22 protein-coding genes and 1 tRNA gene are annotated in these 20,101 nt (G+C 31.0%); 7 read left to right on the top strand and 16 right to left on the bottom strand.

The genetic code is table 11. The features are described 5' to 3' along the window. Positions 1-518: 518 nt before the first annotated feature. Positions 519-592: transfer RNA gene (locus Q4Q40_RS20025), tRNA-Met, on the bottom strand. Between the two features lie 132 nt (positions 593-724). On the opposite strand from Q4Q40_RS20025, the gene Q4Q40_RS20020 reads away from it, so the two are divergent. Both Q4Q40_RS20020 and Q4Q40_RS20015 read left to right on the top strand, forming a co-directional pair. Further along, positions 725-1,114, top strand: a complete 390-nt coding sequence (locus Q4Q40_RS20020; protein WP_303303793.1) for an START-like domain-containing protein — start codon at positions 725-727, stop codon at positions 1,112-1,114. Positions 1,115-1,174: 60 nt separating this feature from the next. Then, the gene (locus Q4Q40_RS20015; RefSeq protein ID WP_303303792.1) at positions 1,175-2,026 is read left to right on the top strand and encodes an aminotransferase class IV; all 852 of its coding nucleotides are present in this window, start codon (positions 1,175-1,177) and stop codon (positions 2,024-2,026) included. Between the two features lie 153 nt (positions 2,027-2,179). Here the strand turns inward: Q4Q40_RS20015 and Q4Q40_RS20010 are convergent, their stop codons facing one another. The 5 genes from Q4Q40_RS20010 to Q4Q40_RS19990 form a co-directional block, all read right to left on the bottom strand. Beyond that, positions 2,180-2,740 carry a YqgE/AlgH family protein gene (locus tag Q4Q40_RS20010; protein ID WP_303303791.1) on the bottom strand — a complete coding sequence of 187 codons (561 nt, stop codon included), beginning with the start codon at positions 2,738-2,740 and terminating at the stop codon, positions 2,180-2,182. A 122-nt stretch (positions 2,741-2,862) separates the two neighbouring features. Then, a complete protein-coding gene (locus Q4Q40_RS20005; protein WP_072401030.1) occupies positions 2,863-3,135 on the bottom strand; it encodes an HU family DNA-binding protein in 273 nt (90 codons plus the stop codon). A gap of 190 nt (positions 3,136-3,325) precedes the next feature. Next, positions 3,326-4,273 carry a methionyl-tRNA formyltransferase gene (gene fmt / locus Q4Q40_RS20000; RefSeq protein ID WP_303303790.1) on the bottom strand — a complete coding sequence of 316 codons (948 nt, stop codon included), beginning with the start codon at positions 4,271-4,273 and terminating at the stop codon, positions 3,326-3,328. Next, positions 4,270-6,174 (bottom strand): RecQ family ATP-dependent DNA helicase, encoded by a 1,905-nt coding sequence (locus Q4Q40_RS19995; protein ID WP_303303789.1) that lies wholly within the window; start codon positions 6,172-6,174, stop codon positions 4,270-4,272. The genes fmt and Q4Q40_RS19995 overlap by 4 nt, the downstream gene beginning before the upstream one ends. Positions 6,175-6,176: 2 nt before the next feature. Beyond that, positions 6,177-6,716, bottom strand: a complete 540-nt coding sequence (locus tag Q4Q40_RS19990; RefSeq protein WP_303303788.1) for an AAA family ATPase — start codon at positions 6,714-6,716, stop codon at positions 6,177-6,179. Between the two features lie 279 nt (positions 6,717-6,995). Here Q4Q40_RS19990 and Q4Q40_RS19985 point away from each other — a divergent pair, with 279 nt between their 5' ends. The 3 genes from Q4Q40_RS19985 to murA all read left to right on the top strand — a co-directional run bounded on the left by Q4Q40_RS19985 (position 6,996) and on the right by murA (position 9,335). Next, a complete protein-coding gene (locus Q4Q40_RS19985; protein ID WP_303303786.1) occupies positions 6,996-7,289 on the top strand; it encodes a DUF493 domain-containing protein in 294 nt (97 codons plus the stop codon). A gap of 70 nt (positions 7,290-7,359) precedes the next feature. Next, complete coding sequence (locus Q4Q40_RS19980) at positions 7,360-8,016, top strand: DUF4290 domain-containing protein (RefSeq protein ID WP_303304011.1); 657 nt, start codon at positions 7,360-7,362, stop codon at positions 8,014-8,016. 8 nt (positions 8,017-8,024) lie between these two features. Continuing rightward, the gene (murA, locus tag Q4Q40_RS19975; RefSeq protein ID WP_303303785.1) at positions 8,025-9,335 is read left to right on the top strand and encodes a UDP-N-acetylglucosamine 1-carboxyvinyltransferase; all 1,311 of its coding nucleotides are present in this window, start codon (positions 8,025-8,027) and stop codon (positions 9,333-9,335) included. A 433-nt stretch (positions 9,336-9,768) separates the two neighbouring features. On the opposite strand, the gene Q4Q40_RS19970 is transcribed toward murA, so the two are convergent. Beyond that, positions 9,769-9,996, bottom strand: a complete 228-nt coding sequence (locus Q4Q40_RS19970) for a KTSC domain-containing protein (RefSeq protein WP_303303783.1) — start codon at positions 9,994-9,996, stop codon at positions 9,769-9,771. Positions 9,997-10,722: 726 nt separating this feature from the next. Between Q4Q40_RS19970 and Q4Q40_RS19965 the strand changes: the two genes are divergently transcribed. Continuing rightward, on the top strand, positions 10,723-11,067 hold the full coding sequence (locus Q4Q40_RS19965; protein ID WP_303303782.1) for a hypothetical protein: 345 nt from the start codon (positions 10,723-10,725) through the stop codon (positions 11,065-11,067). Positions 11,068-11,242: 175 nt separating this feature from the next. Here the strand turns inward: Q4Q40_RS19965 and Q4Q40_RS19960 are convergent, their stop codons facing one another. From Q4Q40_RS19960 to Q4Q40_RS19930, 7 genes are all read right to left on the bottom strand, one after another. Beyond that, positions 11,243-12,547, bottom strand: coding sequence for a cryptochrome/photolyase family protein (locus Q4Q40_RS19960; protein ID WP_303303781.1), 1,305 nt, complete (start codon positions 12,545-12,547; stop codon positions 11,243-11,245). A 164-nt stretch (positions 12,548-12,711) separates the two neighbouring features. Next, positions 12,712-12,879 (bottom strand): Lacal_2735 family protein, encoded by a 168-nt coding sequence (locus tag Q4Q40_RS19955; RefSeq protein WP_303303780.1) that lies wholly within the window; start codon positions 12,877-12,879, stop codon positions 12,712-12,714. 5 nt (positions 12,880-12,884) lie between these two features. Beyond that, positions 12,885-13,424: a glutathione peroxidase gene (locus tag Q4Q40_RS19950; RefSeq protein WP_303303779.1), complete on the bottom strand. Its 540-nt coding sequence runs from the start codon at positions 13,422-13,424 to the stop codon at positions 12,885-12,887. Between the two features lie 345 nt (positions 13,425-13,769). Beyond that, positions 13,770-13,985 (bottom strand): hypothetical protein, encoded by a 216-nt coding sequence (locus tag Q4Q40_RS19945; RefSeq protein WP_303303778.1) that lies wholly within the window; start codon positions 13,983-13,985, stop codon positions 13,770-13,772. A 162-nt stretch (positions 13,986-14,147) separates the two neighbouring features. Further along, positions 14,148-14,372: a hypothetical protein gene (locus tag Q4Q40_RS19940; RefSeq protein WP_303303777.1), complete on the bottom strand. Its 225-nt coding sequence runs from the start codon at positions 14,370-14,372 to the stop codon at positions 14,148-14,150. Positions 14,373-14,375: 3 nt separating this feature from the next. Then, positions 14,376-15,071: a GTP cyclohydrolase I FolE gene (folE, locus tag Q4Q40_RS19935; RefSeq protein WP_303303776.1), complete on the bottom strand. Its 696-nt coding sequence runs from the start codon at positions 15,069-15,071 to the stop codon at positions 14,376-14,378. Positions 15,072-15,508: 437 nt separating this feature from the next. Continuing rightward, entirely contained in the window at positions 15,509-16,168 is a 660-nt protein-coding gene (locus Q4Q40_RS19930; RefSeq protein WP_425555783.1) for an MIP/aquaporin family protein, read from the bottom strand. Between the two features lie 228 nt (positions 16,169-16,396). Here Q4Q40_RS19930 and Q4Q40_RS19925 point away from each other — a divergent pair, with 228 nt between their 5' ends. Next, a complete protein-coding gene (locus Q4Q40_RS19925) occupies positions 16,397-17,251 on the top strand; it encodes a DUF2911 domain-containing protein (RefSeq protein ID WP_303303775.1) in 855 nt (284 codons plus the stop codon). 79 nt (positions 17,252-17,330) lie between these two features. Here the strand turns inward: Q4Q40_RS19925 and Q4Q40_RS19920 are convergent, their stop codons facing one another. Both Q4Q40_RS19920 and Q4Q40_RS19915 read right to left on the bottom strand, forming a co-directional pair. After that, positions 17,331-18,317, bottom strand: coding sequence for a Gfo/Idh/MocA family protein (locus tag Q4Q40_RS19920; RefSeq protein ID WP_303303774.1), 987 nt, complete (start codon positions 18,315-18,317; stop codon positions 17,331-17,333). Then, complete coding sequence (locus Q4Q40_RS19915) at positions 18,295-20,007, bottom strand: sodium:solute symporter family protein (RefSeq protein WP_303303773.1); 1,713 nt, start codon at positions 20,005-20,007, stop codon at positions 18,295-18,297. The genes Q4Q40_RS19920 and Q4Q40_RS19915 overlap by 23 nt, the downstream gene beginning before the upstream one ends. Positions 20,008-20,101: the final 94 nt, after the last annotated feature.

Raw genomic sequence — 20,101 nt, 5'->3', positions numbered from 1 at the left:
TTACTTTTTTGCAAAAAAAATGATAGTAGCTACTCAATCGAATATATTGTTTGCGATTATGTTAAACGTCTCAATACTATATAGATATGGTATGATGAATTTTTGTGCTACCTTGATTTTTATCTATCTAGCCTCGTTTATTGACATTCCAAAGTTGAAGAATTTAATACCTCCTTTCTAAAAAGATGTATTAAGCGTTGTGTATCTATTAGTGAGCGTGTAAAGTATGTATGTGGGCGTAAATGGAGGCGAATTTTAATAAGATTATCTAATATTGGGAGCTCAATCTGATGCTTTGTTTTGGTACCAATTTCTTTAAAAGGATTCTTTTGATGAGGTTGAGGAATATTTAGAAATGCATTTAGCGGATTTTTATCAAAAAAATCTATAGGAATTAAAGATTAATTAATTGTATGTAAAAATGAAATGTGAATAATAATCAATTAAAATCACAAGCTTTCTGGAGTAGATTTGTTTTAAAATAAAAAACCCAAGATAAAAATCTTGGGTTTTCCTTGTAGCGAGAGGGGGGCACGATCCCCCGACCTCCGGGTTATGAATCCGACGCTCTAACCAACTGAGCTACCTCGCCATAATTTAAGGCTGCAAATATAAAAACAATATTATTCTAAGCAAACAGATATGAGATAAAATATTATTAAAAATTGTTGTTATTCTTATCAATTAATGTATATATTGGTGACATAAAATTTTTAAGGTACTTATGGACGATAAAGTTAAATTTGATATAGAATTTCCGATACACGCATCACCCCAGTTGTTATACCAATATATTTCGACACCATCAGGCTTATCTGAGTGGTTTTCTGATAATGTAAATTCTCGTGGGGAATTATTCACTTTTATATGGGATGATAGTGAAGAACAAGCAAAATTATTAAGTAAAAAAAGTGGTGAACGTATTAAGTTTAGATGGTTGAATGATGAAGACGACCAGTCTTCGTATTTCGAAATAAGAATTCAGGTTGATGAAATTACTAAAGATGTATCGTTAATGGTTACAGATTTTGCAGATGAAGATGAACTAGATGAAGCTAAAATGCTTTGGGAAAATCAAATTTCTGATTTAAAGCAAGTACTTGGCTCTGTTTAATTCTATATTTTAAATTATATTTGTCCCGTTCTAAATTAACTATTAGAACGGGATTTTTTTATGATAAATTTTAATGGAAATATTCTAGAAGAAAACGCGATTCTTTCAATTGGGAATAGAGGCTATAACTATGGTGATGCCTTATTTGAAACCATAAAAACAAGCTTTGGTAAAATCTTATTTTGGGAAGACCATTATTTTAGACTCATGGCATCTATGCGTATTATGCGTATGGAAATCCCAATGAATTTCACCATGGAATATTTAGAAGAGCAAATTATCGATACACTGGAATCTAGTGATTTGTTAAAGGCTTCAGCAAGAGTAAAATTAATAGTACATAGAAATGAAGGTGGGTTATATGCTCCAAATTCGAATGATGTGAGTTTTATAATTTCTGTAAAACCTATACAAGATGATTTTTATATACTTCAAGATGGTTTTTATGAAGTTGATTTATTTAAAGATTATTATGTGTCACCAAGCTTATTATCTACATTAAAAACGAACAATAAGGCATTACATGTTGTTGGAAGTATTTATGCAAAAGAAAATAATTTAAATAATTGTTTGGTTTTAAATACAAACAAGCATGTTATAGAAGCGCTTAATGGTAATGTTTTTGTTGTAAAAGAAAATATTATAAAAACGTCTCCAATAAGTGATGGGTGTTTAAAAGGCGTTATGCGTAAACAACTTATAGATATTATAGGAAATATACCTGATTACGAAATTGTTGAAGATTCAATATCTCCATTCGAACTTCAAAAGGCTGATGAAATTTTTATAACAAATGTTATTGTGGGAATTCAACCAGTAACAAAATATAGAAAGAAAGTGTATATTAATGAAGTCTCTAAAAAATTATTGCAGAAGTTAAATGTGAAAATAAGACTGGATAAAACCAATTGAGTATTAAGATATCGTATAAATAAATTGAATTATTTTTTGATTAATTGAGCTTTAGAATGTTTATTATTTGACATTTTGGTATGTCACGAAGCAGGCTTTCAGTCTACTAAGGCGAACCTATGGACTTTCAAAGCCATGGTTTAGTTGGGATTATTAATTAAAGCTGGGGTTTTCTGGTGCATTAGACCAAATACTATATTCGCCTCCAAACTCTAACATTTTTTCTTTCCAAAACGATTCGTAGTCTTTTTCTATAATACTATTTTTATAAATATTTTCGGTAACAACCCAAGAATTGGCTTTAAGCTCTTCTTCTAATTGGTTTGTTTCCCAACCAGAATATCCAAGAAAAAAACGAATGTCATTTTCGTTTATATCGCCCTTAGTAATAAGTTCGGCAACTCTTTCAAAATCTCCTCCCCAAAAAATACCCAAAGAAATTTCAATACTTTCTGGTATTAATTTTGGTATTTTATGGATAAAATATAAATTATCTTGCTCTACAGGACCACCATTATAAACTTTATAAGTGGCTTCAACTTCAGGAACTAGTTCGTTAATGGTATAATCTAGCGGCTTATTAAGAATAAAGCCTATAGAGCCATCTTGTGAATGATCTGCAATTAATACGATTGAGCGATTAAAAGAAACGTCACCTATTATCGCAGGCTCAGCTATTAACAAATTACCTTTTTTTGGTTTTATTGTTATCATGCTTTTAAGGTATTAGTAATTAAATCTAATATTTATTTCTTTAAAAAACAACTGTTTTACTGATATAAAAAAAAATGCCTTCAAATTTTGAAGGCATTTTTATGATATAAAAGAGTAAACAATTAGTTTACTGCACTTGATAAATCTGATCCAGCTTTAAACTTAACAACGTTTTTAGCTTTAATTTTGATAGTTTGTCCTGTTTGAGGATTTCTTCCTTCTCTTGCAGCTCTTTTAGAAACTGACCAAGATCCAAATCCTACTAAAGAAACTCTGTTACCTTTTTGTAAAGCTCCTTCAATTTCAATGATTGCACACTCTAAAGCTTTCTTTGCAGCTGCTTTAGTGATTCCTGCGTGTTCTGCCATTGCGTCGATTAAATCTGTTTTGTTCATAATATAAAAATTTAATTATTAATAAAATTGGTTAAACATTATTGTTAAATCCTACTACAAATTTATACGGATTATGAAACCATGCAAGTAATGACAAGGGAAAAACATGGTATTGTTAATAACTTGGTTCTTTTGTTAATAAAGGATGTGCATTTTGTCGATTTTTTGAAATATCAATGAGAATAAGGGTTTAGAGGGCTTTGACATTTTCTTCAAAAGTATAACCATTTAATAAAGATTTTACATCCATAGTTCGTTTTCCAGGAAGCTTAATTTCTTTTATAATAATGTAACCATTTGTAACTGCAACTTTTAACTCTTTGTTATTAGAAACGATAGTTCCAATATTTTTTTTATGTGGTGTTATTTCTTTTTCTGCATGATATATTTTTACGTCTAACACATCTTTTCCGTTTATTAAGGTAAACCAAGCTGCTGGATACGGACTTAATCCACGTATCTTGTTGAATATGTTGTCTATAGAGTCGTTCCAGTCAATCTTGCAATTGTCTTTATTCAATTTATAGGCCGTTCTAATATCTTTGGATGCATTTTGTGGAGTGGTCTTAAAATCACCCTTTTTTATCAAATCAACCGTTTTTAAAACTAAGAGGCTTCCTATGCTCATTAATTTATCATGTAGACTTCCAACATTTTCATCAGCTTCTATTTCAGCTTCTTCCTGAAGAATCATATTACCAGTATCAATTTTTTCATCGATAAAAAATGTTGAAACTCCCGTTTTGGTTTCACCATTAATTATCGCCCAATTAATAGGTGCAGCTCCACGGTAGTTTGGTAGTAGTGATGCGTGCAAATTAAAAGTTCCATATTCAGGCATTTGCCAGACTACTTTTGGGAGCATTCTAAAGGCTACTACAATTTGAAGATTTGCTTTAAGTGCTTTTAAATCATCTAAAAAGTCATCACTCTTTAAATTAGTTGGTTGTAAAATTTTTAAGTTAGCTTCCTTTGCATATAGTTTCACAGCACTTTCGTTTAGTTTGCGTCCACGACCAGCAGGTTTATCGGGAGCCGTTATAACACCAACTACATGATATTGGTTTTCTACTAGTGCTTTTAAAGAGGTAACAGCAAAATCTGGTGTTCCCATAAAGATAATTCTTAAATCTCTCATAGATGACTTAATTTGTACGTGTTTGTTGGTGTAATGGTTATAATATTATGTTCTAAAAGTAATTTTAAAACTATTTTTAAATCAGATTCTTTACAATTTAAAGTTGAGATCATGTTTCTGGATGATTGCTCACCGTTTTCTAATAATTCTATAATACGTTTTTTTATGCTATTTGTGTTTTGTGGTACAACACTTTTTTTTGAATTTATACAAACAGAGCAGCTTCCACATGGTTTTACATCTTTTTCGCCAAAGTAGGTGAGGAGTTGCATGCTTTTACAAACCGAATCGTTTTCAATATAATCAAGCATCGCACTAACTTGGTTCTGTTTTAATTTGTTTTGTTGTTCTACTGTTGATGCAATTCTGTTAATTGTTTTATCATCCTCTCGAGGTTCAATAAAAGTAATTTGCGCATCTGTTTTTGCTAAATTAAGAGTAATAATTTCATCACTTTCTAATTGTTGTAGTGTATACACTAACTTACTTTCGGATACCGATGCTTTCTTAGAAATTTTTATCAAATCGATTTTAGTAACGTGGTCGAAAATACCGCCATACATTCTTAATATTGATTTTACAATGATATTAAAATCTTGGTGGGTTTCTAAATAATTAAAAAGAGCAGCGTTCGATATAATAAACTGTGTAGTTACTTTGTTTTTAAATTGTTTCGATAAGGTGATAATACTATTTCTATCTAATAGTAGTAACGTGTTATAACATAAGGTAGCATTAAAACTGTAGGTTTTACAAAAGGTATTAAATTCAAAATCAAAAGTTAAGTATTCGCCTTCCCCATACGATATTTGAAAATAGTTACATAGTTTTCTATACACTTGCTTAACAAAATCTACTGTTGGTAAAAGACTTAAAAACTGTTTTTTTACCAGAATAGCATCACTATTGTTTTTTAAAATCACAGCAAAAGCCTTTTCTCCATTACGTCCCACGCGTCCAGCTTCTTGAAAATAACTTTCAATACTCTCTGGTAAATTAAAATGAATAACTGTTTTAACATCAGGTTTGTCTATGCCCATACCAAAGGCATTGGTTGCTACCATAACCTGTTTTTGGTTTTGCGACCATGCTGTCATGTTGGTATCCTTTTCTATATTTGAAAGACCACCATGGTAATAGGTTGAACTAATATTTTTAGATTTTAAAAACGAACTAATTTCTAAAGTTAGTTTTCTATTTCTAACGTAAATAATGGATGGTGCTGTATATTTTTTTAAAATGGTTTCAAGTCGGTAATATTTATCATTTTCATGAAATACCATGTATGCTAAATTTGGTCTAGCAAAAGATTGTTTAAATATTTTGGGTTGAATAAAATCGAGTTCTTTTATAATATCTTCAACAACTTCTGGTTTTGCAGAAGCAGTTAAGGCCACTACATTTACACCAGGATGTATTTGCCGTAATAACGATATGTTTCTGTAAGCAGGTCTAAAATCGCTTCCCCATTGCGAAATACAATGAGCTTCATCAACAGCTATTAAATTAACAGGCATTTGTTTAATACGATCCTGCACCAATTCTTGTTGCAAACGTTCTGGCGATAGATATAAAAACTTGTAATTTCCGTAAATGCAGTTGTCTAAAAGGGTGTCTAATTGACTGTAACTTATCCCACTTGTAATAGCCATGGCTTTAATCCCTTTATTGTTTAAGGCTTGTACCTGGTCTTTCATAAGGGCAATTAAAGGTGAAATAACAATACAAATCCCCTTTTTTGCTAAAGCTGGTATTTGAAAGCATAACGATTTACCACCTCCTGTTGGTAATAATACAAAAGTATCTTCGTTATCAATAACCGCATTAATAATAGCTTCTTGGTTAAATCTAAACTCTGTAAAGTTCCAATAACGTTCTAATATGTTTATGGGATGTTCCATTATTACATATTCAATGTATTTAAAATAAAATTAGTGCGATTTTCAACAGTGTCAAAAAGGACATCAATAAGAGTGTAATTATAATGTTGATACGTGTTTATTAAGTGTTCATGAATCTCTAAAGCTTGTTCAAAATTTTCGTAGCGTTCGTTATCACTTTGATAAATAGCTTCCCAAGGTTTTAAAATAAAAACAGTATCGTAGGTAGATGCTTTGCAAGTGTTTACAAAACTTTGCGGATAGGAGTCACCAATGTAATCCATGTAAGCTAAAACATCTGGAAGACCTCTATCGAAAAAAACAATGTCTGAAGCAACCGTTTCTGCATTTAAAAATTGTTGCTGCCTTCCTTTTAAAAGTAATTCGCTAAATAATAAAGGATTGGTTAAAAATAACTGATCAATGCCCTCTTTTTTTGCATCTAGAGTGACCTGACGAGAAATTTCTTCAAGACAAGAGTAGCCTCTACTTATTAATTCGTTTATTATGGTAGATTTTCCTGTTCCTGGACCTCCAGTAATTACAATCTTTTTAGTGCTCAAATCGCTATTATTTAGCTGTAAAATTCGGAATTAAACTGTTATAAAAAAAATGTAAAGGAGAACAGTTATAACTAAAGTTTTTAACACATAGCGTCTTGTTTAAAAGCATGATATTTTCTTGTGTTAAAAAAAGCCAAAGTATGACTTAAAAATAATAATATAAAAAGATGAAACTGTATATTTGTATGATGAATAGTTTAAACTTTTTTCAATAGGTCTTAAAATTGTTGTTTTTCGCTTCAATTAAAAAAGTTTAAACCACTTCGATATATAAAAACTATGAGCACATCTTCCAATTCCGAAGAATTTTACGAAAAACTAAAAGGACAATTGTATGAAACAGCAAGTTGGCCAACAGAATATTTATATAAGTTTATTATAAAAACTGATGTTAAAAAAATAACAGAATTAGAGGCTATTTTTAATAACATGGGAGCTGTTATCAATAAAAATGAGTCTAAAAATAGAAAGTACACAAGTATTTCTATCAATTTATTGATGAAAAACCCTGATAATGTTATAGAAAAGTACAAAGAAGTTGCAGAAAAAGTAGAAGGGGTGATTAGTCTTTAATTTTTTTTTGTACTTTGCGCACGCATAGGAACTACATGCAGAAACAATTAATTCTACACATTTAATTTTGATTATAGATAATTTAGAGTACAATACAGAGCGTGAGCATTTAATTATTCCTGAATATGGACGCCATATGCAGAAAATGATTAATTACGCTAAAAGCATAGAAAAAAAAGAGGAGCGTAATAAAATAGCAAAAGCCATTATTTCTGTAATGGGAAACATGCAACCACATTTAAGAGACGTTCCAGATTTTCAACATAAACTTTGGGATCAACTTTTTATTATGGCTAATTTCGAATTAGATGTTGATTCTCCTTACGAAAAGCCAACTAAAGAAGTTTTTGAAGAACGTCCAGACCCTTTAAAATACCCACAAAATTTTCCTAAATATCGTTTTTATGGGAACAATATTAAAACGATGATAGATGTTGCAAATACATGGGAAGAAGGAGAACTGAAAGAAGCTTTAACGTATACGATTGCAAATCATATGAAAAAGTGTTTTCTAAATTGGAATAAAGACACCGTTGAAGATGCCGTGATTTTTCACCATTTATATGAACTTTCTGGAGGTAAAATTAATTTAAAAGATTCCAAAGAAGATTTATCTGATTCTACAAGTTTGTTACGCTCTAAAAATAAATTTTCAAGTAACAACAATAAGAAAGGGCACGGACACCACAAAAAAAATACTAATAACAGACAAAGAAAACGCTACTAGTATAACGAATGGGAACATTTAAAATTGAAGGTGGTCATCAACTAAAAGGTAGTATACAACCACAAGGAGCTAAGAACGAGGCGTTACAAATTTTATGTGCTGTTTTATTAACGCCAGAATTAGTAACAATAAATAACATTCCAGACATTGTAGATGTTAATAAGCTAATTAGTTTATTAGGAAAACTAGGTGTTAAGACTGAAAAAATAGCAAAGGGTTCATATACATTTCAAGCAGATAATCTTGATTTAGATTATTTAGAATCTGATGAATTTAAAGTTGACGGACGTGGTTTACGTGGCTCTATTATGATAGTTGGTCCTTTGTTAGCACGTTTTGGAAAAGGTTATATTCCAAAGCCTGGTGGTGATAAGATTGGTCGAAGACGATTAGATACACATTTTGAAGGACTTATAAACCTAGGTGCTAAGTTTAAATATAGTAAAGAAGAACAGTTTTACGGTGTAGAAGCCGATAAACTAAAGGGTGCTTATATGCTTCTTGAAGAAGCCTCTGTTACTGGAACAGCAAATATTGTTATGGCTGCAGTTTTGGCAGAAGGAAAAACGACTATATATAATGCCGCTTGCGAGCCTTATTTACAGCAATTATGTAAAATGCTTAATAGAATGGGTGCTAAAATAAGTGGCGTAGGTTCTAATATGTTGATTATTGATGGTGTTGAATCTTTAGGAGGAACAGACCATACGATGTTGCCAGATATGATTGAAATTGGTAGTTGGATAGGACTTGCTGCTATGACAAAAAGTGAACTCACTATTACCAACGTGTCTTGGAATGATTTAGGAGTAATACCGAATGTTTTTAGAAAATTAGGCATTACTGTTGAACGAGAAGGCGATAATATTTATATTCCTGCACATACTGATGGTTATGAAATACAAAGCTTTATTGATGGTTCTATTTTAACTATTTCTGATGCACCATGGCCTGGATTTACACCAGATTTACTAAGCATTATTTTAGTTGTTGCAACACAAGCCAGAGGGAGTGTTTTAATACATCAAAAAATGTTTGAAAGTCGCTTGTTCTTTGTAGATAAATTAATTGATATGGGCGCAAAAATTATATTATGCGATCCACATCGAGCTACTGTTATTGGACATGATTATAAATCGTCATTAAAAGCAACTACGATGACATCGCCAGATATACGAGCAGGCGTGTCATTACTTATAGCAGCACTCTCTGCAAAAGGAACATCTACAATTCAAAACATAGAACAAATTGACCGTGGTTATGAATGTATAGACGAACGTTTGCGTGCTATTGGAGCTAAAATTATTAGAGTAGATTAATCTTTAAATTTACATTTTTTAGCTTTTCAATAATTTTAAGTACCTGTTTTTTGTATATAATAAAGGTGTTAAACCTTAGGGAAAACCAGAACACAATAAATAGGAATGGACTTGAGAGGTTAGCTATTAAACCTGATCTTTCGTTAAAAATCGGGTTTAATTTGCCTGACAGTGTCATTAAGGGTTTAATACTTAGTGCCTCAATTGTTTGGCTGAGCCTTTCGATTCGGATCAAGACAGGCTAAAGTCGAAACCTCTTTATTTGTTAGATAAGGTCTCGACTGCGCTCGAACAAACATGAATTTACTTAATAACATTAAGCATCCTGCATAGGCAGGTTGAACTTATAATTTTGAACCCGTTTTGCAGACTTCTCAAAATGGAGTTTTCCTGCTACAATACAATAAGTGTGGACTAATAAAAGTAATTAATATTAATTACTTTTAGCAAAGCGTAACTCGTCGTATTTATCTTTTATATATTTTAAGAAGTAGAGCCCTTGAGAATCAGTGCTTACAAACTCATCCCATTCGTCTTTTGGAAAGTTATGATATTGCCTGATTTGCTTGTTTTTTTTAAATTCTATTTCTAAAGTTTTACTCTCATTATCATAACCAATGCTAGTTAATATTGAAGATTCAATTTTTTTTCGTTTTATCATGAATTAAAGATTTGGTGGGTATAACCAAAAGTAAGAATTTTGTTTAAAAAATAAAATACGTACTTGAATAAAATTTATATAAAAGAGCACTAAAACGGGGACTTATAAGGGTATTAGTGAAGATTTGTTTAATTTTTTTAAGGGGTTAAATAATTGTATTAGAGTTGTTTGTAGAACTTATTGTTCATTAGAATTTTTACTTATTATATAAAGATAATCACCTAAATTATTTTTATATTTTTTAGTGATTTCATCGATTTTTCCATTATCAATATCTTTTTTTAAATCAATTAAACCTTGTTTAACTTCTTATTTGGTTTGCTAACTATGAAAAAGAGGAGATCCCATGTCTGATTTGATCGTTAAAATACAGCTCAGGATTTTGTTTTCCACAATAATAAAGTGTAAAATTTTTATTTTAAAAAACAATAACGGCTATGTGGGTTTTAAGATGAAAACACTTATTGATTGAATTAATGCTTACTATTTTGAATAAATAAGAATAAACTTTGATTAAGTAATTTCTTTAAGTAAATAGATGAAAATAATTCCTCAAATAACTTTGATTTTTCTTAGTGATCTTATTGGTTTTTTAGATGTGAAGTGGCTAATGATCGATGAAAAGTAATTTTTGATAAAAATTAACAGCATTTTTTAATTTCCTATAGTGATTATTATACCATGTTATAAAAAAAAGAGAGATTTGGATAACCTAAAAAATAGAGAATGTATAAAAAAATCACATTAGTATTAGTTATTGCATTAAGTTTTAGTTTTGTTTCTTTTTCTCCAATAGAATACAATATTAATAAAGTAAATGAAAACCTTCAAGTTGAAAACGGCGTCTTCGCAATTACATTACGCTACTACAATAAAGACTCAAATGACTATGAGTTTAAAGTAAAGTCATGTGGGTCAACTACAAAAGTTAAATTTGGAAAAAGTAGAACAGCTTCAGTAACAATTCAAACAGGGTGTAGTGGTGCTATTATCTATGACAAATGTAAAGAAGTGAAAGTAAAAAAAGATGATAAAATTACCATTAAAGATGGTTGTATTACAATAAATTAATTTTATTAAAATTATAAGATTAATAAAAAGCTTTAAGGTTCGTCCCTTAAAGCTTTTTGCTTTAATCTTATCTGAACAAAATATAATTCAAATTATTTATAGCTCATTTTAAATAATAATAGGTATAATCTGTAGATAATAGAATTACTGTATTAAGAAGTTTAAGAGAATAGCTTTATTGAAGAGCTTCCTTATAAACCTTTAAACAACGTTCGCGAGCAAATTTATGATCTATAATGGGAGTAGGGTAAGTGAGTTCTTGAAAATCGGGAACCCATTTTTTTATGTATTCTAAGTCTTTATCGAATTTTTGAATTTGACTAGTTGGGTTAAAAATTCTAAAATAGGGAGCAGCATCTACACCACAGCCTGCAACCCATTGCCAATTACCAATATTACTAGCCATGTCATAATCATGTAACTTTTCAGCAAAATAAGCTTCACCCCAGCGCCAATCAATAAGTAAATGTTTGCATAAAAAACTACCAACCAGCATACGTACACGATTGTGCATAAAGCCTGTTTCATTAAGTTCTCGCATGCCTGCATCCACTAGAGGATATCCTGTTTTTCCTTCACACCACGCTTTAAATTGAGTTTCATTGTTTTTCCAAAGAATGCGTTCGTACTTTGGCTTAAAGCATTTTGTATTGGTGTGTGGAAAATGCCAGAGTATTTGCATAAAAAATTCACGCCAAATAAGCTCTTGCCAAAATATTTCGTTGTCTTCTGCAACTGCTTTTTTTACCATATTCCTAATACTAACAGTTCCAAATCGTAAATGAGGCCCTAGTTTGGAAGTGCTGTCCTTAGCAGGGAAATTACGAGTAGCTTCGTAGTTTTGTATCCGTTTTGGCGTTACAGAATAAGGTTTGATAATTTGATCTGAATCTCTGAAACCAATATCTAATAGATTTAAATTAGGAAGCAAGGTATCTTCAATTAGATTAGATAACAAATCCTCAGATTTATAATTTTTAAAATCAAGTTTTCTAAAAGTTTCCTTCCACCGTTTCATATATGGCGTATATACCAGATAAGGTGTGTCATCACTTTTTACAATATCATCTTTATCAAAAATAACCTGATCCTTAAAAGTCTTAAATTCAATATTACGACTATCTAAAAATGTTTTGATTTCTGAATCTCTCGTTCGTGCGTATGGCTCATAGTCATGATTTGTATAAACCGATTCAACTTTATAATCTTTAATCAATTGCTTAAAAATGTTTAATGGTCTCCCGTAGTATATAGCTATGCTACGATTCATATCATTTTTAAGTTTTGTGTTGAGCGTTTGAAGTGTATTATAAATAAATGACACCCGCGCATCATTTTTAGGAAGCTTACTTAATATCTCAGAATCAAATATAAAAATAGGTAAAACATTGTGTTGTCCTTTTAAGGCCTCAAACAACGCATGATTATCATTCAGTCTTAAGTCACGACGAAACCAAAATATATTTGTTTTTTCTTGCATAAGCTATATAATTGTCATCTCAATTAATTTTTATTTAAGATTGAAAAAGGGAATCGGTAATCGATTTAACTCTAAAAGATCAAGACTACACTATAAGGGTGCTATATATTAATATTTGCCAAATAGCGTCTCTAATAAGAACACAAAAATATACTTAAATAGTTTCATTTGCTAAGTACTTCAATTTGTTTTGCTATAACTTCGGCTTCAGCATATTTCTTGTCACTTTGAGATCTATTGATATTAGATAAATCATGCCATTCTTTCATTAGCAATTTATATTTATCCTGAAGTTTTTCTATTTCAGATTTCTTTTTAAATAGACCGAACATAGTTTTTATTTTAGATGTTTTGTAATTTTTGGACTTAAAGGATTGGTTATAGAATAATAATAGTCTATTAGATTACCATTAGGATCCACTAAATATTTTTGAAAATTCCATTTTACTTTAGAATCCGTTCTACCATTTTTAGATTTTTGAGTTAACCATGCATAAATCGGATGTTGATTTTTGCCTTTCACATCAACTTTTTCTGTAATTAAAAAGGACACACCATAATTAACTTCGCAAAAGGTTTTAATGTCATTAGCATTTCCAGGTTCTTGATTTCCAAATTGGTTACATGGTACACTAATAATTTGAAGTTTCTCTTTATGTGTGTTATATAGCTTTTGCAAATCTTTATATTGTGAAGTAAATCCACATTCTGAGGCTACATTTACAAATAATATATAATTTCCTTTATAGGTAGATAAATTTATGGGGTCTCCATTAAGCGCATTAATTGTTAAATCGTAAATAGAAATTGCTGCGGTGTTTTGCAGTTTGTTTCCTTTTGAAAATAGTGTTGCTAGAAAAGCTTTTAACAGATTCATATGTTAGATTTTAAAGCTTACAATACCACAATCCATTTGTGCAACAATGCCATCTATGGAAGGGGATGCCTAATTTAGCAGCTACTGAACTAAAAAGAACCATAGCAGGAGTGTTTCCTATTTTTAAAACGGGTAAATATTTTTGAATTGTTTAACAGCCATATTAATATCTGGCAAGTTATCATTTAAAATATCACATTCGTAATGCGTTAAATTCGCATGTGTTTGTTTGGGGAAGTGTTACTAATATTAACTACTTTACAGTAGTGGAGAAGTTTTTTTAAAATGGTATTACCAATTTCTTTTTTTCCTCCAACTACTATAATAGTGCTCTTTTAAGGTTTTTTAAGGCCTCCCTTTCAGGCGTTTTTCAATTTTTTGTTTCACGGCAGTAAGACGTTTCATTAAATCCATGATGTCTTGGTCTTTATCCTTTTTGTAAATATCGTTTAAACTCAATATTAGGTCTTTAACCTCTCTTGATGCTTCAATACGTTCGCTAGTAGTTTTAAATGTATGTTTGCGTTGTTCAAATTCTACTGCTTTCTCTATCAGTCCCATAATCTTAATCTTTAATTTAATTTTACTTGGAAAAAAAAATGATGTTTTCCCACAATTCGCCAATATAGTAAAATCTGTGATATTTTTGATTTTTATATGGATTAATTAAATAAATTTTAGTATTCAGGTATGATTATAGCCGTGATTTATGCTTTTAATAATTTATGCTGTAAGTGGAGCGCCTTTTAATCGCTTTTCAACTTTACGTTTAATAACAGTAAGTCGCTTCATAATATCCATGATTTTTTCATCTTTCTTTTCCTTATAAATTTGATTAAGCTCTAGTATCAAAGCTTTTGCTTCGCGCGATATTTTAACACGGTCGCTAGTTGATAAGGATCTCATTTTTCTTTGCTCAAATTCTAAGGCTTTATCTATAATATCCATAATTTAATTATTTAAATAATTTTGTAATTCTTGTATTTTTTCTGATGTATTAAACTGTCCTCCATAATATGCAGTAACTGTTGAAGCAGTATCATCTTTAATGCCTCTTGATGAAACACATAAGTGTTTTGCATCAATAATAACAGCAACATCTTCTGTCTCTAAAATGGTTTTTAATTCGTTTGCAATTTGATTTGTTAACCGTTCTTGTACTTGTGGTCGTTTTGCGTAGTATTGAACAAAGCGGTTTAACTTTGATAAACCAATAACTTTTCCTGATGCTATATACGCTACATGAGCTTTACCAATAATAGGAACGAAATGGTGTTCGCAGTTTGAGTAAAACGAAATGTTTTTTTCTACTAACATTTGGTTGTATTGATATTTGTTATCAAACAACGCTGCTTTTGGTTTATTTTTAGGATTTAAACCAGAAAATATTTCATCTATATACATTTTGGCAACACGGTTTGGTGTGCCTTTTAATGAATCGTCTGTAAGATCTAAGCCGATAACGTCCATGATTTCTTCAAAAAGAATGGCAATACGTTCTTTTTTCTCCGAATCATTTAATTTAAAAGCATCAGGTTTCATTGGTGTTTCCAATCCTGTAAATAAGTGATCGTCACCAATATCATCTATGGTGAAACCATTTAATTCATGTCCGTTTTTTTTTGCTTTTAAGGAGTCTGTATACATAATGTCTTTTAATTTGCTGTCTTTATATAAAGCAAAGCAATGATTATTATTTTGAAATTGAATGGTATCAAATATTGTTCCACCTTCACATTCATTTCAATTATTCTGTCTCTTTTTCAATTATTTAGATTAATGAAGGCTAGAAATTATACTATTGGTCGTATTTTCTTTTTTTTTCTAACATTTTGCAAAAATGTTTTCTTTCTTTTAAAAACGAATAAAGCTCTCTTGAGCTTCGTATTTGCACCAAATATACAAAAGTGTTTAACTTATTTCTTTTGTAAGTTAAACAGAAATATTGATACTACCATCAGGATTCTTTATGATTAAGGTCTTAGGTATCTAAAACAATAGATTATTCAATAATTTTATATAATGATCTAGCCTTTAAATGATAATCTCATTGGAGCAGCATATTATAAGTTTTAAAAAAATGTTTAACAGCAATTATTATCTTTAACCAATTTACAACTAGAAACGGCAGTTATAGCACCCAGGATTGGTGCTGTAATATATAACCATAAATATTGAAATTGACCTGTAAAAAGGGCTGGAGCTATAGAACGAATGGGATTCATGGAAGCTTTAGTCATAGGGCCAGCAAACATGGCCTCTAAAAGAATAACACCCCCAACAGCAATAGCTGCCATAGTACCTATTTCTTTGCTCCCCGTAGAAACATTTATAATAACTACCATAAGGAAAAAAGTGAGCAAAAATTCTAAGATAGCAGCTTTAAATGGAGCAAAACCCTCTGCGGGTGTAGTTTCTCCTAAGAACTGACTTTCTGGAAATAAAAACCATAAGATAAAACAAGCAAATATGGCACCTACGGCTTGTGCAAGTATATATTTTGGTACTTCTTTCCATGAAAATTTTTTAGCAAAAGCAAAGCCTATAGTTACGGCTGGGTTAAAATGTGCTCCAGAAATTTCTCCAAAGGCATAAATCATTGCCATGACAATAAGTCCCCATGTAGCGGCTACTCCGACATGCGATATGCTCCCATTTGTAATTTCGTTTATCGTCATAGCACCGCAACCACAAAACACCATAGCAAATGTTCCTAATATTTCTGCATAATACTTTTTCATCAAGTTTATTTTTTTATTAGAGATTATGTGCCTCTTATTTTATAGGTTCGTTTTGTTATTCGTTATTTCTAAAAGATATAAGTGAGAAACCTGTTTCCGAGTCATGTTATAATTATTTAATATCGCGTAAATATACAATCTCTTATTTTAAGTTTTTGTTAACAATAAAAGGATTTTGGATGCGTAATTTTATGGTTATTATTTCTAACTCATAATTAAACTTAATAAAAAATGAAAAATCTATTATTAATTGCCTTGGTGTTTACTTTTTCTTTAAATGTAAGCGCACAAGTTAAAACCCCTCAACCTAGTCCGTTTGGTAAATTGGAACAAAAAGTAGGTTTAACAGATGTTGCTTTAGAGTACTCCCGACCAAACATGCGAGGACGTACTATTTTTAGTGATTTAGTGCCTTATGGAAAGCTTTGGAGAACAGGAGCCAATGCAAGAACAAAAATTACTTTTAGTACAGATGTGACTATAGATGGACAAGCTCTTAAAGCTGGATCGTATTCTATTTTTACGATTCCTAATGCTGAGTCTTGGGACGTTATTTTTTATGGAGACGGAAAAGAGTCTGGAACACCAAAAGATTTGGACGCTAAGCATGTAGCAGCTAAAACAAATGTAAAAGTTTATAAGCTGCCTATGAAGATTGAAACGTTTACTATATCATTTGACGATCTAAGTAATAATGGCGCTTCTTTAGGTATGATGTGGGAAGATGTTTATGTTGGTGTTAAATTTGAAGTACCTACAGACGAAGCAGTTATGGCTAGTATAAAGGATGTAATGAGTGGGGCTGAGCCTGGTTCTGGTGATTATTACTCTGCAGCTGTTTATTATTTGCAAGAAGGTAAAGATATTAATGAGGCAAAAGTATGGATTGACAAAGCAATTGACATGACTAAAGATAAGCCACGTTTTTGGATGTTAAGACAACAGTCTTTAATTCACGCAAAGGCAGGAGATAAGAAAGGTGCTATTGCTGCTGCTAAAAAATCTTTGGCTGGTGCTGAAAAAGCTGGAAATGCCGATTATGTAAAAATGAATAAAGAGTCTCTTAAAGAATGGGGAGCGATGTAAGTTTGGGTATCATAGATATATTTGAACCACATTAGAATATAAAGAAAGCGCAACTTTTTAAAGTTGCGCTTTCTTGTTATTAATATTCTAGTTTAATGGATGCTCTTACGTCATCCAGAAGCTTTATAAGTTGTTTGCTAAACTGAAATGTAACAACATCGCTTTCAACTTTTTCTTCTCGTAAGAGGTTATTAAAATGAAGAATTTCGTAGTTATAGCCAATAGTCTTGTAATTAAAATCGATGGTTTCTTCTTTATCATTAGAAATGATTGAAACGGTTGTAGGCATAAAAAAGCCACTATTAATTTTAATAATTCCCTTTTCACAGTGGAAAACAGCTTCAGTAGGTGTTTTTTCTAAAAGCGTACTTTTTAAATTCGCCGTTATGTTATTATCGTACTTAAAAACCATATTGCATGACGAATCTGCTCCATTTTCAAAAAAAGTAGCATCTGCCTTTATGTCTTGTGGTATACCTAGAGTAGATAGGGCAGCAAAAATAGGATAGATTCCTATATCTAATAAACTTCCACCGCCTAAAGACTTTCTAAAAAGCCTGGAAGACTCATCAAATTCACGATAAAATCCAAAATCTGCCTCAAGCTTTAAAATATTGCCATAGGTTTTATTGTTTAATTCATTTAAAACATATTGATAATGAGGAAGAAAATTAGTCCAAAGCGCTTCCATAAGAAGCACATTTTTCTCTTTAGCTTTAGAAATCATTATACTGACTTCTTCGGCGTTCATAGCAAAAGGCTTTTCACATAATACAGGAATACCTTTTTCTAAACAAAGCAGTGTGTTTTCTTTGTGTAATGCATGTGGTGTTGCTATATAAACAGCATCAATATTTGGATCGTTTACTAATGCTTCATAACTATTATAAGATTTAATTGCGTTATATTTTGTAGCAAAAGCATCTGCTTTTTCTTGCGATCTTGAAGCTACTGCATATAGTTGGGCATCTTCAATAGTTAATAAATCTTGTGCAAATTTATTGGCGATATTGCCTAAGCCTATAATCCCCCAGTTTATGGTTTTATGCTGTGATTGTTTTGTCATTTTTATTAAATATTTGTAGAATACATGCAATAGTAATAACTATGGCGCAGCCAACAAAGTTTAACCATAAAAATGGTAGATTAATGATATCGTTTAAATCTAAAAGATATAAGGTAATAACTAAAACTTGCGTGATTAATGCGCCTACAAAAACGGCATTTCCTTTTACGAATTTAAAAAAGAACGCTAAAAGAAATATCCCTAATACATTACCATAAAAAATAGAGCCTATTATATTAACTAATTGGATTAAATTTTCAGCAAGATTAGCAATGCAAGCTACACAAATGGCTATAATGCCCCAGGCAAAAGTAAACCACCTTGATGCTTTAACCATTTCTTCTTCGGTCTTTTCGCTAGTGTTTCGTTTGTATAAATCTATGGTTGTTGTAGAGCCTAAAGCATTTAATTCGCTAGATGTACTAGACATAGCTGCGCTTAAAATAACGGCCAATAATAATCCAATAAGCCCCCGAGGTAAATTGTTTAATATAAAATGAATAAAAACATAATCCTTATCATTGCTTTCTACCTTTATACTTTGTTCTTCTGCTGCCTTATCGATAAGCGTCTTGGCTTCGTTTCTAATAGCATCATTTGCTTCATTTGCTATAGCAATATATTTTGAAGCATTTGGGTTATCTGAATCTATAAATGATTTTATAAGTGTTTGCTTGTCGTTAAAAACCTGCTTTTGCTCCTTTAGAAGTGATTTAAATTCGTCGGCATATTGAGAATTTAAAACAACTTCGGTTGCTGTGGGGTTAAAATTAACAGGCGCTTCATTAAATTGATAAAAAACGAATACCATAACACCTACAAGCAAAATAAAGAATTGCATAGGGACTTTTAATATACCATTAAAAATTAAACCTAATTGCATTTCTTTAACAGACTTTCCAGATAAATAACGTTGTACTTGACTTTGGTCTGTACCAAAATAGGAAAGCATTAAAAATGTACCACCTATAATACCGCTCCAAAACGTGTAGCGGTTGTTTAAATTGAAAGAGAAATCTAAAACTTCCATTTTACCACTGGCACCAGCAATATCTAAAGCTTTACTAAATGTAATATCTGGGGGAAGTTTACTAACAATTAAAAAGAATGCCACTAACATGCCTATAAAAATAACTACCATTTGGTGTTTTTGGGTTACGTTAACGGCACGTGTCCCTCCAGAAACCGTATAGATAATAACTAAAACACCAATAATAATATTAAGTGTTAATAAATCCCAACCTAAAACAACCGATAATATTATTGCAGGAGCAAAAATGGTAATACCTGCTGCTAATCCTCGCTGAATTAAAAATAATATGGCAGCCAATGTTCTGGTTTTTAAATCAAATCTATTTTCTAAAAACTCGTAAGCTGTGTATACTTTTAAACGATGATAAAGTGGAATAAAAACCATGCATATAACAACCATAGCAATGGGGATGCCAAAATAAAATTGTACAAAGCCCATGCCATCGTTAAACGCTTGCCCTGGCGTAGATAAAAATGTTATAGCACTGGCTTGAGTTGCCATAACCGATAGACCGATAGTCCACCATTTTGATGAATTTCCACCTTTTAAATAGTCTTGAACATTTTTACTACCTTTTGTTTGCCAAGTACCATAGGCAACAATAGTGGTTAGTGTTATTCCAAGGACTACCCAATCAATCCAATTTAAAGTTTGCATAATTAAAGGGATTGTGTGATTAAGTAAAAGATTATAAAGTATATGGCATTAGCAATTAATACAATAGAATAAAGCTTAAGCCAAGGTTGTTTTG

The organism is Flavivirga jejuensis (genome assembly GCF_030540765.1).
Taxonomy (GTDB): Bacteria; Bacteroidota; Bacteroidia; order Flavobacteriales; family Flavobacteriaceae; genus Flavivirga; species Flavivirga jejuensis.
The sequence above is the reverse complement of the archived record's forward strand: the minus strand, read 5'-3'. Positions and strand labels throughout refer to the sequence as shown.

Excerpts from the sequence above, each read along its gene's own strand:
- Q4Q40_RS20020 (WP_303303793.1), top strand. The coding sequence starts at position 725 with ATGGACGATAAAGTTAAATTTGATATAGAATTTCCGATACACGCATCA.
- Q4Q40_RS20015 (WP_303303792.1), top strand. The coding sequence starts at position 1,175 with ATGATAAATTTTAATGGAAATATTCTAGAAGAAAACGCGATTCTTTCA.
- Q4Q40_RS20010 (WP_303303791.1), bottom strand. The coding sequence starts at position 2,740 with ATGATAACAATAAAACCAAAAAAAGGTAATTTGTTAATAGCTGAGCCT.
- Q4Q40_RS20005 (WP_072401030.1), bottom strand. The coding sequence starts at position 3,135 with ATGAACAAAACAGATTTAATCGACGCAATGGCAGAACACGCAGGAATC.
- fmt (WP_303303790.1), bottom strand. The coding sequence starts at position 4,273 with ATGAGAGATTTAAGAATTATCTTTATGGGAACACCAGATTTTGCTGTT.
- Q4Q40_RS19995 (WP_303303789.1), bottom strand. The coding sequence starts at position 6,174 with ATGGAACATCCCATAAACATATTAGAACGTTATTGGAACTTTACAGAG.
- Q4Q40_RS19985 (WP_303303786.1), top strand. The coding sequence starts at position 6,996 with ATGAGCACATCTTCCAATTCCGAAGAATTTTACGAAAAACTAAAAGGA.
- murA (WP_303303785.1), top strand. The coding sequence starts at position 8,025 with ATGGGAACATTTAAAATTGAAGGTGGTCATCAACTAAAAGGTAGTATA.
- Q4Q40_RS19970 (WP_303303783.1), bottom strand. The coding sequence starts at position 9,996 with ATGATAAAACGAAAAAAAATTGAATCTTCAATATTAACTAGCATTGGT.
- Q4Q40_RS19965 (WP_303303782.1), top strand. The coding sequence starts at position 10,723 with ATGTATAAAAAAATCACATTAGTATTAGTTATTGCATTAAGTTTTAGT.
- Q4Q40_RS19960 (WP_303303781.1), bottom strand. The coding sequence starts at position 12,547 with ATGCAAGAAAAAACAAATATATTTTGGTTTCGTCGTGACTTAAGACTG.
- Q4Q40_RS19955 (WP_303303780.1), bottom strand. The coding sequence starts at position 12,879 with ATGTTCGGTCTATTTAAAAAGAAATCTGAAATAGAAAAACTTCAGGAT.
- Q4Q40_RS19950 (WP_303303779.1), bottom strand. The coding sequence starts at position 13,424 with ATGAATCTGTTAAAAGCTTTTCTAGCAACACTATTTTCAAAAGGAAAC.
- Q4Q40_RS19945 (WP_303303778.1), bottom strand. The coding sequence starts at position 13,985 with ATGGGACTGATAGAGAAAGCAGTAGAATTTGAACAACGCAAACATACA.
- Q4Q40_RS19940 (WP_303303777.1), bottom strand. The coding sequence starts at position 14,372 with ATGGATATTATAGATAAAGCCTTAGAATTTGAGCAAAGAAAAATGAGA.
- folE (WP_303303776.1), bottom strand. The coding sequence starts at position 15,071 with ATGTATACAGACTCCTTAAAAGCAAAAAAAAACGGACATGAATTAAAT.
- Q4Q40_RS19925 (WP_303303775.1), top strand. The coding sequence starts at position 16,397 with ATGAAAAATCTATTATTAATTGCCTTGGTGTTTACTTTTTCTTTAAAT.
- Q4Q40_RS19920 (WP_303303774.1), bottom strand. The coding sequence starts at position 18,317 with ATGACAAAACAATCACAGCATAAAACCATAAACTGGGGGATTATAGGC.
- Q4Q40_RS19915 (WP_303303773.1), bottom strand. The coding sequence starts at position 20,007 with ATGCAAACTTTAAATTGGATTGATTGGGTAGTCCTTGGAATAACACTA.